General features: G+C 37.5%; 10 protein-coding genes and 1 pseudogene. 8 read left to right on the top strand and 3 right to left on the bottom strand.

Translation table 11 applies throughout. The annotated features are described in order from the left end of the window. Positions 1-93 precede the first annotated feature (93 nt). Entirely contained in the window at positions 94-510 is a 417-nt protein-coding gene (locus AB1280_RS15695; protein WP_429756390.1) for a pyridoxamine 5'-phosphate oxidase family protein, read from the bottom strand. A gap of 173 nt (positions 511-683) precedes the next feature. Between AB1280_RS15695 and cax the strand changes: the two genes are divergently transcribed. After that, entirely contained in the window at positions 684-1,739 is a 1,056-nt protein-coding gene (gene cax / locus AB1280_RS15690) for a calcium/proton exchanger (protein WP_429756389.1), read from the top strand. Positions 1,740-1,811: 72 nt separating this feature from the next. Next, a complete protein-coding gene (locus AB1280_RS15685) occupies positions 1,812-2,609 on the top strand; it encodes a YfkD family protein (protein WP_429756388.1) in 798 nt (265 codons plus the stop codon). Positions 2,610-2,655: 46 nt separating this feature from the next. Here AB1280_RS15685 and yfkAB read toward each other — a convergent pair whose 3' ends face one another. Continuing rightward, positions 2,656-3,783 carry a radical SAM/CxCxxxxC motif protein YfkAB gene (gene yfkAB, locus AB1280_RS15680; protein ID WP_272188950.1) on the bottom strand — a complete coding sequence of 376 codons (1,128 nt, stop codon included), beginning with the start codon at positions 3,781-3,783 and terminating at the stop codon, positions 2,656-2,658. 864 nt (positions 3,784-4,647) lie between these two features. Between yfkAB and AB1280_RS15675 the strand changes: the two genes are divergently transcribed. From AB1280_RS15675 to rlmD, 5 genes are all read left to right on the top strand, one after another. Further along, a complete protein-coding gene (locus AB1280_RS15675) occupies positions 4,648-4,830 on the top strand; it encodes an SE1561 family protein (RefSeq protein ID WP_020061169.1) in 183 nt (60 codons plus the stop codon). Positions 4,831-4,948: 118 nt separating this feature from the next. After that, positions 4,949-6,475 (top strand): fumarate hydratase, encoded by a 1,527-nt coding sequence (locus tag AB1280_RS15670; protein WP_429756387.1) that lies wholly within the window; start codon positions 4,949-4,951, stop codon positions 6,473-6,475. A gap of 188 nt (positions 6,476-6,663) precedes the next feature. Further along, positions 6,664-7,446: a delta-lactam-biosynthetic de-N-acetylase gene (pdaA, locus tag AB1280_RS15665; protein ID WP_272188953.1), complete on the top strand. Its 783-nt coding sequence runs from the start codon at positions 6,664-6,666 to the stop codon at positions 7,444-7,446. 58 nt (positions 7,447-7,504) lie between these two features. After that, complete coding sequence (locus AB1280_RS15660) at positions 7,505-8,368, top strand: DNA-3-methyladenine glycosylase family protein (RefSeq protein ID WP_429756386.1); 864 nt, start codon at positions 7,505-7,507, stop codon at positions 8,366-8,368. Between the two features lie 10 nt (positions 8,369-8,378). Beyond that, on the top strand, positions 8,379-9,764 hold the full coding sequence (rlmD, locus tag AB1280_RS15655) for a 23S rRNA (uracil(1939)-C(5))-methyltransferase RlmD (protein ID WP_429756385.1): 1,386 nt from the start codon (positions 8,379-8,381) through the stop codon (positions 9,762-9,764). Between the two features lie 115 nt (positions 9,765-9,879). On the opposite strand, the gene AB1280_RS15650 is transcribed toward rlmD, so the two are convergent. Beyond that, positions 9,880-11,325, bottom strand: a complete 1,446-nt coding sequence (locus AB1280_RS15650) for a L,D-transpeptidase family protein (protein ID WP_429756384.1) — start codon at positions 11,323-11,325, stop codon at positions 9,880-9,882. Between the two features lie 377 nt (positions 11,326-11,702). Here AB1280_RS15650 and AB1280_RS15645 point away from each other — a divergent pair. After that, positions 11,703-12,530, top strand: a pseudogene (locus AB1280_RS15645) (DnaD domain-containing protein). Positions 12,531-12,554 lie beyond the last annotated feature (24 nt).

Raw genomic sequence — 12,554 nt, 5'->3', positions numbered from 1 at the left:
CATAGCCTTCAAACTATATTTAAAATTTAACGAAGTCTTGTTTTGTTCGTTATCCCGCTATTCGTGGGCAGTAAAGGCTGTGGAAGTTTCACTTTATAGACGTATAAATTCTGGTTGTGTTGTACCAGCACTATCAATGTAATAAATTGTTTCAGGATTGATTTTGATTAACACGTAATTTGGATCTTCAGGACCAAGTAACCACCGTTTTAAACTATTTGTCCAAAATTTATTTTTTAACGTACTGTCTTCTTCAATAGAAGCAATGCCTTCTATTTCAAGATATTCTTCGTCCCATTTTTTTCCCTCGTGACCAAGTAAAATATGAACAGTTGCATTTTGTTCGATATCCGTTATTTTTTTTGATTGCCGATCTGTTGCAGCATACAATACAAAATCTTCGTGAAAAAACATCATAAAGCAGCTATACGGTTTGTTGTCACGAATGGTTGCGAGGACACCAATTTGTTGGTTTTGGATAATATTTGCTATTTTTTCTTTTAGATGCATTTGTTTATGCTCCTTTCGAGTATCTCATACTTAACATTCATATTTTTTGTTCGCTCTTACTTTTTTCTTCAATGCTCTTTTTTAAACGTAATTATGATAAAAATTGGGTAAATTAAAAGAATAATAATGGTAATATAAAGAGTGATTGATAAAGGAATGGAAGGATGAAAAGGATGTTTAATAAGATTTTTTTACTTCTTGCAGTCATTGGTGTACCGCTTTCTGTCCTTGGTAACGTAATGCATTGGCCCCAAACAATTATGTTTGCCGTATATTGCGTTACAATTATTGCACTGGCCGGTTTTATGGGGAGAGCAACGGAAAGTTTGGCAGTTGTGTCAGGACCTCGTATAGGAGGCTTGTTAAACGCAACATTTGGTAATGCAGTTGAGCTTATTATTTCTATTTTTGCATTGCGAGCTGGGTTAACAGAAGTAGTACTTGCTTCGTTAACAGGTTCTGTTCTTGGGAATTTATTATTAGTGGGTGGACTCTCTTTTTTTGTAGGTGGTCTAAAGTATAAACGGCAAAGCTTTAATGTATATGACGCGAGGCATAATTCATCTTTATTAATTTTTGCGGTTGTCGTTGCTTTTGTCATTCCAGAGATATTTTCAATGAACATGAACGTAGAAAAAACGTTCCAACTTAGCGTCGGCATTTCTATCATTATGATTGTTTTATATTTAGCGGCATTGTTTTTTAAACTTGTCACGCATCGCGGTGTATACCAGCATAAAGAAGAAGTAGTAGAGCATGATGAAGAGCCAGAATGGTCAAAAGGAAAAGCCTTGCTTATTTTGGCAATTGCAACGGTAGCAGTTGCTTATGTATCAGAGGCACTTGTACATACAATTGAAACTGTTGCAAAAACGTTTGGTTGGAGTGAATTATTTATCGGGATTATCATTGTGGCGATTGTCGGAAATGCAGCAGAGCATGCATCGGCTATAGTTATGGCTTATAAAAATAAAGTTAATGTTGCTGTTGAAATTGCAGTTGGTTCCACATTACAAATTGCCATGTTTGTTGCGCCTGTACTTGTTATTATTTCTATGTTCTTTGCGGTAAATATGCCTCTTGTATTCACGATTCCAGAATTGGTAGCAATGATCACGGCTGTATTTTTGACAATTGCTATATCAAATGATGGCGATACGAACTGGTTTGAAGGTCTAACATTACTTGCAGCGTATTTCATTATGGGAATCGGTTTTTATTTACTATAAAAAGTTTGGATAACAATAGAGAGCAGGGAAAAGAATATAACCGTATAGTCCCATTAGGAAGGAGCTTTACGGATGAAACGAGTGTGCAATATTTATATGACCATTATGTTCTCGTTTATCTTTTTATTTCCTTGTAGCAGTTTTGCGAAGATAGAATTGAATGTGAAAGTTCCACCATCTGTTTTAAACATTTCAAAAGAAAATACGTATCCAAATCCAACACAGGATTTGCCGCGCTTGCAACCGAGTGAACTAGCCAAAACGTTGCTTGAGACATCGCCAATAAAGATTGAAAATCCGGATTTAATTCGAATGTTTAATGAAACATCTATTTCTAATGCACCACTTGCAGTTGGGTACCGCGCGAAAATTTATTTAGGACAATGGCCTTTAAATTATGAATCGATTGAAACAACAATGAACTGGGAATACAGGCAAGTCAATCGGAATATTCATGATAATCGCGGTGGACAGGGATTTTATCCGCTTCGCTATAGACAAGAAGCGCAAAAACTAGTAGAAGGTGGGCTTACTTCTTACATTAAGGATCCAGAAGATGTGAAGAAGATGATGCTGCTAAAAGCGATGGAAAAAGTACGTTTACCTCTTTCGTTTAAAACGATTATTGGTTATGGAACCCAGCATGAACGAGTATATAATATTAGTCCGAAACAACTTGGATACTTATATGCGTATACGCCAGCCGTTAACGAAAAAGGAAAAGTAACATTTGGTGAAGTATATCTTGTCTTAAAAGGAAATCAGCGAAAATTGATGATTAAAAATATTACATCACAAGGAATTGGAGCGTCCATACCAATTCAAGATCATATTTCTTTTAAGTTTATTTCGTCTCCTGATCCAAAGTAAAGGTTAAGAAAAAACGTCAGCATGATAGTACGCTGACGTTTTTTTCTTATAATGTAATGTTTGATTGTTTTGTTAAGAAATTTTCTGTTGGATAGTAACTATTTTTGACAAGAATATTTGGTCCAAGGCATTTTACAGCTGGACAATGGCAGCTTAATTCTTTTGCTGTTTTTGAGGCGCTCCACTTGTCATAAGCTTCTTGCAGTGTATTCGTTTGGACATTTCCAAGCATTGGCACGTCACCGAAATCTGTAACGATAATACTGCCGTCAAAAATATTTACATTTAAGCGTGAACGACCGTCAGGGTCATTACGTACTGTTACATTTTTACTTGTATGCAGCTTTTTGAATACTTCTAAATCACGTTCGTCATCGCTACATGCATAGAATGGCAATGTTCCAAATAGCATCCAGACATTTTCATCACGAATATCGAGAAGGTTTGAAATGGCACTGCGAATTTCATCTTTCGTTAAAATTTCAAGATTGCTAGCAAAATCACTTGGGTACATTGGATGCACCTCATGACGTTTACAGCCCATCTCTTCAACAATTTGACGGTGAATGTGTTCAATATGCGGAAGTGTACGTTTATTTAGCATTGTTTCAGCAGAAACAAGAACACCTGCTTCTGATAATGCTTTACTATTTGAAATCATCCGTTCAAATAATTTGGCACGTTGTTCATATGACGGTTTGCGCTCCATCATCGCAAATCCGCCCTGAGCGAAATCATCAATCGTTCCCCAGTTATGAGAAATATGTAAAACATCGAGATAAGGAATAATTTGTTCATAACGGGCTAAATCTATAGTTAGGTTAGAGTTAATCTGGGTGCGAACGCCTCGTTCGTGAGCATACTTTAAGAGCGGTGTTACATAATTATCAACAGACTTTTTGGAAAGCATCGGCTCGCCGCCTGTAATACTTAAAGAACGTAGATGCGGAACTTCATCTAATCGTTGTAATAATAAATCAAGCGGAAGTGGATTTGGATCTTTTGGCTGTAACGTATAACCAACAGCACAATGTTCGCAGCGCATATTGCATAATGTTGTCGTTGTAAACTCAACGTTTGTTAATAATAATTTGCCATACTCTTCAAGGTCCATATAAGCTTCCCATGGATCATAAGAAGGAGTAATCGGCTTCATTTTTTGTGATGTATTCATTTATGAAATACTCCTTTGACTATTGAAATAACAATTTGTCCATCCTCTATGATAGAAGAAGATTGCTTTTTAATAAAGTGAAACTTCCATCAGTGGGGCGTTTTTTTCCTTCCCACTGCTGGTTAGTTGAACCAATCGGGCTTTTACGGACAGTTATCCCCGCCTATCTTCTTTGTTTCTCTCTTCATCCTAGGAAGGGGATTTACTGACCGTTAATGCGGGATAAAGTGAAACTTCCATCAGTGGGGCGTTTTTTTCCTTCCCACTGCTGGTTAGTTGAACCAATCGGGCTTTTACGGACAGTTATCCCCGCCTATCTTCTTTGTTTCTCTCTTCATCCTAGGAAGGGGATTTACTGACCGTTAATGCGGGATAAAGTGAAACTTCCATCAGTGGGGCGTTTTTTTCATCCCCACTGATGATTTTATAAATCAAAAACCATTCTTTTTGATGGGCGAGAGCAGGCCACACATAGAAGCGGTCAGGGCCCTTTTCTGCCACATGCGAAGTTCAAACAAAGGGAGAAAGCGAGAGAAGGATCTTTTTTCTGCATAGCAGCAATTTATATATTGAAAAATTAAAATGGGTTCATCTAGTTGAACTTTCTGCAATTTCCCTTGAATTTTGAGGTGGAGGAATAGCGGGACATATTATTTTACTCAAATTAATGCAAAAATTCATGTCCGTGGTAATCATTTTTACTGTATAATAAAATAAAGATTCAACAAGCAAACGAATGAGTATGCTTAGTATGAGTCGAAGCAATAGGGTTATATAAATATATTATTTTTTGTAAATATATAGGAATGCTTATGTTTTTTAAGAAATAATCAAGATAACTCGCACAAAAAGGAGAGAGCACCTATGGGAAATGCTACTTATGATAAAGATTCACAATTAGTATATTTGAAAGAACGTTTAAATATGTTTATAGAAGTTATTGATACAATTGAACCAGAAGACGTGGAACTAGAAGATGTGGATCGTCTTCTTGAAATGTTAGATGATATTGAGTTTAAGTGTGAGCAATTTAAAAAGAGTGAGTAAAGGATCAGCGAACTGCTGATTCTTTTTTGTTAGAAGCAATGTAAAAAAAGAGGTATAATCAAATTGTGAAATTTTGAAATGCGTTTTGGTAGCGTTCACAATTGAGGGGGAAGTAATCATGAAAAAGCTTCAAGAAAGCATGTATAAACTAATTGTTGAAACGTCAACAAATTTACCGAAAGATGTTCGACGTGTGATTCAACAAGCGAAAGAACGAGAAAGTGCAGGAACTCGTTCCGCGATGGCGCTTGGCACAATTACCAATAATATTAAAATGGCAGATGATAATATTTCGCCAATTTGCCAAGATACAGGGATGCCAACTTTTAAAGTGTACACACCAGTTGGGGTAAACCAATTACACATTAAAGAAGCAATTTACAAAGCGATTGAACAAGCAACGAAAGACGGGAAGCTTCGTCCGAACTCTGTAGATTCTCTGTTTGGTGATAATAGCGGAAATAACTTAGGGCCAGGAACACCTGTCATTAAGTTTGAGCAATGGGAAAAAGATTATATTGATGCACGCCTTATTTTAAAAGGCGGTGGCTGTGAAAATAAAAATATTCAATACAGCTTACCTTGTGAACTTGAAGGACTAGGACGAGCTGGTCGTGATTTAGAAGGAATTCGTAAATGCCTTCTTCATGCGGTATATCAAGCACAAGGTCAAGGATGTAGTGCTGGCGTAATTGGCGTTGGTATCGGAGGAGATCGTACGTCAGGTTATGAGCTTGCGAAAAACCAATTGTTCCGTACATTAGATGATGAAAATCCAATTCCAGAATTAAAGCAGCTTGAAGATTATATTATGGAAAATGCGAATAAGCTTGGGATTGGAACGATGGGATTTGGCGGCGAAACATCATTACTTGGCTGCAAAATTGGTGTATACAACCGTCTTCCAGCTAGCTTCTATGTTTCTGTTGCATATAACTGCTGGGCATATCGCCGCCTAGGTGTAACGATTCACCCAGAATCAGGTGAAATTATTGACTGGTTATACCAAGAAGGTGAAGATACGCTAAAACACGAGGAAACAAACGAAGAAGCAAATATGCAACGTGAAATCGTCTTACAGGCGCCAATTACGGAGGAACAAATTCGCGAACTTCGCGTTGGTGACGTTGTAACGATTAACGGTATGATGTATACAGGCCGCGATGCAATTCATAAACATTTAATGGATAACGACTGCCCAGTTGATTTGAATGGACAAGTTATTTATCACTGCGGACCAGTTGTTGTAAAAGATGAAAATGACAATTGGAAAATTAAAGCAGCAGGACCAACAACAAGTATTCGTGAAGAGCCATACCAAGGCGATATTATGAAGAAATTTGGTATTCGCGCTGTTATTGGTAAAGGCGGTATGGGTGCGAAAACATTGGCGGCATTAAATGAACATGGCGGCGTATATTTAAATGCAATTGGCGGTGCAGCACAGTACTACGCAGAGTGCATTAAAGACGTAAAAGATGTTGATTTCTTACAATTTGGTATTCCAGAAGCAATGTGGCATTTACGTGTAGAAGGATTTAAAGCAGTTGTAACAATGGATTCTCATGGTAATAGCTTACATGCTGATGTGGATAAATCATCTTTAGAGAAGTTAGCAACGTTTAAAGAACCAGTGTTTAAATAAGAATGAGGAGCTGACATTTGTCAGCTCTTTTTTGTGCGTTCGGAGGGGCTTTATCTTATGTCGAAGCGCCGATATATTGAATCAGTGTCTTGCTTTGTATTGGTATAAATGGAAAAACGTGTTCAGCATGAAAAAATTATAGACACAGAAACTACAAGTACGATTATATAAGAAAAGGAGCTTATACAATGAAGCGTAATTGGTTATACATTGGTATTATCTTTTCAATTATGATGGTACTTGTTCCGGCTTCTGTGCTTGCTTATGTGAATACGCCAAATCATTGGGGAATTCCGCGTGCAAAAAATGAAATTCCTCCGGATGCTGGTCAAAAATTTACAGAGCTATTGCAGAAAAATGGAGGATTTTATTTAGGCGATACAAAGAAAAAAGATATTTATTTAACGTTTGATAATGGATACGAAAATGGCTTTACCGGAAAAATTCTCGATGTGTTAAAAGAAAAGAAGGTACCGGCAACCTTTTTTGTGACAGGGCATTATATTAAAACTCAGGAAGATTTATTAAAACGAATGGTAAATGAAGGGCATATTGTTGGAAACCATTCACAGACTCATCCAGATTTTACAACGGTAAACGACGCAAAGCTTCGTGAAGAATTGCAAGTTGTAACAGATGAAATTAAAAAGATAACAGGGCAAAAAGAAGTAAGATATGTAAGACCTCCGCGAGGGATTTTTAGTGAACGTACATTAGCACTTGCAAAAGATATGGGCTACTATAATGTCTTTTGGTCGCTTGCTTTTCTCGATTGGAAAGTAGATCAACAAAGAGGATGGCAATATGCTCATAATAATGTAATGAATATGGTTCACCCCGGGGCCATTATTTTGCTGCACTCTGTTTCGAAGGATAACACAGAAGCACTTGCGAAAATCATTGATGATTTACGCGAGAAGGGGTATCATTTTAAAAGCTTAGATGATTTAGTAAAAGGCAATCAACCGTAAGCATGTATGCTTGCGGTTTTCTCATGCTATAATGATGTGTAAAAAGGATGAGGAATGCATGTGGAGCGAACAAATTACGTTAGATTATCCATATCGTTTTGAAGAAGTATTAAAACGTTTATCTTTTGACCCGTTAAATATCATTCATTTAGAAGATAAAACCATTCATGTCCCACTTATCCTAGATGGGGAACAAATTATTGTTCGTGTACAAGGGAGGGGGACAACTGAAGAGCCGCAATTTTGGATTTCTAGCCAAAGCGATAAACAAGATGAAATTATGAAGCGTATTTCTTCTATTTTTCAATGGAATCAACCTTTTCATGTGATTCAGCATCATTTTTTAAACACATCGTTACGGCCGCTTTTTGAAACATTTGCATATACTCCAATTATTTTAGAGTTCGATTATTTTGCTTGTCTTCTTCGCTGTATTATTCATCAACAAGTTCACCTGAAATTTGCGACAGCACTTACAGAACAATTTGTAAAAACATATGGAACAGAAAGAAAAGGAGTTTTCTTTTTTCCGACGCCTGAACAAGTAGCGAATATTACAGTAGAAGAATTGAGAAATCAAAAGTTTAGTCAGCGCAAAGCAGAATATATCATTGGACTTGCACAGCATATTGTGGGTGGAAAGTTAAACTTAGAAGAATTAGAGAGAAAAACGGACGAAGAGGTTACAGCAATGCTATTACCAATACGAGGTATTGGAGCGTGGACTGTACAAAACTTCTTACTGTTTGCTCTTGGACGCCAAAATATGTTTCCAAAAGCAGATATCGGGATTCAACGTGCGCTTCAACAGTTATTTCAATTAGAACAAAAGCCAGATGAAGTATTTTTAGAACGAATGAAACAAGAGTGTGAACCATATTGCAGCTATGCATCATTATATTTATGGAAAAGTATAGAGTAGAGGTGTAACAATGATACAAAAACAACATGAGAGTAAGTTAGAAGTTGGTCAAACGTTTCCTGTGACAATAAAGCGTCTTGGGATTAACGGAGAGGGCGTAGGTTACTTTAAGCGCCAAGTTGTCTTCATCCCAGGGGCATTACCAGGAGAAGAAGTTGTTGCAGAAACAATGAAAATTCAGCGCGGTTTTGCGGAAGCAAAAGTGAAAAAAGTTCGTAAAGCTTCCCCACATCGCGTGAAGCCGCCGTGTGCTGTTTACGATAAATGCGGCGGTTGTCAGCTTCAGCATTTAGATTACAAAGAACAATTAAATCAAAAACGTGACATCGTTGTACAAGCATTTGAGAAGTATATGAATGGCAGTATGGAAGATAAGATTCGTCAGACGCTTGGTATGGAAGACCCATGGCATTATCGTAACAAAAGCCAACTGCAAGTCGGACGTAAAGATGAAAAGGTCATCACTGGATTATACGAACAAAACTCACATCGCTTAATTGATATCTCGCATTGTATGATTCAACATAAAGCAACGAACGAAGCAACAAAAGTTGTCAGACGTATATTAGAAAAACTGAACATTTCTATTTACAATGAAAGAAAACAAAAAGGTCTTGTACGGACAATTGTAACGCGTGCTGCCGTTCAAACAGGCGAAGTGCAAGTTACATTAATTACAACAAAAGAAGAATTGCCAAATAAAGAACAGTTTATTGCAGAAGTGCAAAAGCAAATGCCATCTGTAAAATCGATTATGCAAAATGTGAACTGGCGTAAAACATCTGTTATCTTCGGTGATAAAACATTCCGCTTAGCTGGAAAAGAAGTGATCCAAGAAACACTTGGTGATTTATCGTTTGAATTATCTGCACGCGCATTCTTCCAGTTAAATCCTGAACAAACAGTTATGTTATATAACGAAGCGAAAAAAGCAGCTGCTTTAACAGGGACAGAAAAAATCGTAGATGCGTATTGCGGCGTTGGTACAATTGGATTGTGGCTTGCAAAAGATGCAGCCGAAGTACGCGGTATGGATGTCATTCCAGAAGCGATTGAAGATGCGAAGAAAAATGCGAAGCGTCACGGCTTCACAAATACAAAATACGAGGCTGGAAAAGCAGAACAATGGCTACCAAAATGGGTAAAAGAAGGCTGGCGTCCAGATGTCATCGTTGTTGATCCGCCGCGCACAGGTTGTGATGATAAACTACTCGAAACAATTTTAAAAGTTAAACCGGAAACGGTTGTATATGTATCGTGTAACCCATCATCACTTGCGCGTGATGTGAAAACGTTAATGAAGAGTTATGACGTGGAGTATGTACAGCCAGTGGATATGTTCCCGCATACGGCACATGTGGAGAATGTTGTTAGGCTTGTTAAAAAAGAAAAATAAGTGAATTACGCTGAACTGCACCATAAGTAAATGATATAAATAATAAAAACAAAGAAGCAGACAATCATTTAAGATTTCCTGCTTCTTTGTTTTTATAAAGAAAATTTTTGATATGTTAGTACACGACAACCGGTTCATGAGTGCTGAGGTTATCATACACAGTTTTCGCAATACTAGGAGGGAGATTGACACATCCGCCTGAACCCCCAGTTAAATAGGCATTATTTGCCCAGTTTGTCCGCCAACCGGCATCGTGGAACCCTTGTCCGCCGTTTGTGAACGGAGCCCAGTAATCTACCTTAACGGAATAATCCGGTTTACCTACTGCACTACCTTTGAGTGTGTACGGTGATCGTTTATAGAGGATATACCATACACCCGGTGATGTATCTTCACTCGTGCTATGCTTACCTGTAACTACATTTGTTGTGACTGCTAATTGTCCATCTTTGTAAATCCAAATTTGTTGTTCTGCAATAGACACTTCCGCATACGTGTCTCCAATTCCATTATTCGCTGTTGTTTCATAACCGATGCCTTCATTTTCCCAGCCATTTCCGTAAATGTTAGAAGCGGAAAGTGATTTTTCCCCTTTTTCGAAAGCTTCTTGGATTCGTTTTGCTTCTTTTTCAGCATGTATTGCCCAGCCATAGCCTTGCCCTTTTACTGATATGACCGAACCAGAATGGGTTTTAAATGTGAAGTCTTTATTTAATGTTGATTTAGCATTATTAATTTCAGTAATCTTTTTCTTAATGTCGCTCGCGTCGATTGTAACTTTCATATCTTTTGACATAGAGGCGTTTTGAATTAGATCTTTAGCTTTTAAAGAGTAAACTTCATTTTGTACCTTATAATCAATGGTTTGTTGAAGAAGGTCCTGAAGTGCCTTCTCTTCTTTTTTGACAATCGGATCGTTTTCTTTAATAGGTTGTATGTATACAGGCTTCAAATGGATTTCACTTTTATACTTCTGCTTGTCGTAATCTTTCAATAGACTAGCAACATCATACTGTTTTCCGTCAACGCCTTTTGAGATAACAACTTTGCCCTGTTCGAGCTTCGCCATAGCATCCTGAGGCGCTTTTAATTTTTTATTCATAGAGATGAGCTTTTCTTCTACAAGTTTTTTCATCGTTCCACTTCGATACTGATCCGCCTTTTCAGGTAGCAGTGAATAATTTTTTTCTTTTGAGGAAGGGAAAAATGTCCACTGGCTTTTTAATAGTTTCCTAACTTTAGGCAAATCCTCATTCGTAAGTTCCGTCTGCGTATCTTTTTCATCTAAAATTTGTTGTTGGCCGACATAGACTTTGTTTTCTAATCCAGATGTTTTTAATTTCTGTATTGTCTGATCAGCAGTTAGACCGCCGACTTTTGTGTCATTAATCGTAACCTGTGAATTGAAACGAGTTGCCTGATAATAACTCATTCCCCCAAGGAGTGCAATTATAACGACGCCACCTGCTGTGATAAATTTCCAATTTTTAAAACGATTGCTTGAGTTGACTCGTTTTTTATCAACTTCTTCAACTGATTCCTTTATTGTGTTGTTGTTCATAAACTATTCCTCCGTATATATCAACGTCAACTGATTTTAAACTAAAACCATTGATTAGTGTACCTCATTATTCTTAAATTTTCATTATTTTTGACTAGATTTTATTGTTTTAAATTGGTCGAATTTGGATTTTTGTTATAGGCAGGAAATGAATAGCCCCCTTACAAACCCCTTGTAAGCACATCAAAAGCCCCTTACAAGTAATAAATCATTACAAAAACAAAATAAAAAACTACTACTACAAGAATCATCTCGAAAGAAATAAAACCGTAGTAGTCATTTTAAAAAAATCAAAGTGCCAAATTTTCTCATTCGTCCTTATATCTATTAAGGATGTGGCAATTTTATATGTGTCGTGAAAGATGGGAGGAATAGAAATGGCAGTATACCGAAATGTACAGGTGAATTTTTGGCAGGACGATTTTGTATTAGAGTTAACGCCGGAGGAGCGATATTTTTACATATACTTGCTGACATGTTCTAAAACGACGCAATGCGGTATTTATTCCTTACCGAAGCGTTTAGCGGAGATGGAAACAGGCTATAACCGAGAAACTATTGAGAAGCTGCTGCAGCGGTTCATTGATTATGGGAAAATATTATATGATGCAGAAACGAAGGAGTTATACATCCAAAATTGGTTACGCTATAACCCAGTTACGAACACGAATATTGAGAAATGCGTGTTGCGTGAGCTAAAGACTGTGAAAAGCAAAAAGTTTATACATATGTTTCTTCAAAAATGTTTGGAGGAAGAGATGAATATCCCTCTATTATTAGAGTATTTTGGCATACCTGCCCAAGAGTCTCAAGCTGCCGTTGAAAGCTGTGAAGCGGACTCGGATAGCGATGTATTCACGTTTTATGAATGAAACTTTGGCGGCTTGTCACCGTATACAAAGGAGGAGCTGAATGCGTGGATGAATGATCTGTCAGATGAACTTGTATGGAAAGCACTCCAGATTGCCCATGAAAACAACAATCATACGCTGGCTTATGTGAAGGGCATTTTACGGGACTGGCATGAGAGAGGATATACGAAGCTTAGTGAAGTAGAGAGAGCAGCAGTGCGGTTTCGGAAGAAGGAGCAGTCTGTTGCCTATGAGACTGAGGAGTTTCTAAAGGAGTGCGAAGAGTGGGAGAAAAATGTATTGTCTGAAGAAGAGCTTCAGAAGTTTTTACAGGAACGTGGCTGGCATCCGTGAACGAGAAGAGAGAGTGTGTACACT

Origin of the sequence: Bacillus sp. S10(2024) (assembly GCF_050473865.1) — a bacterium.
In the GTDB taxonomy this organism is placed as follows: domain Bacteria; phylum Bacillota; class Bacilli; order Bacillales; family Bacillaceae_G; genus Bacillus_A.
This window is presented reverse-complemented; position numbering and strand designations above follow the sequence as displayed.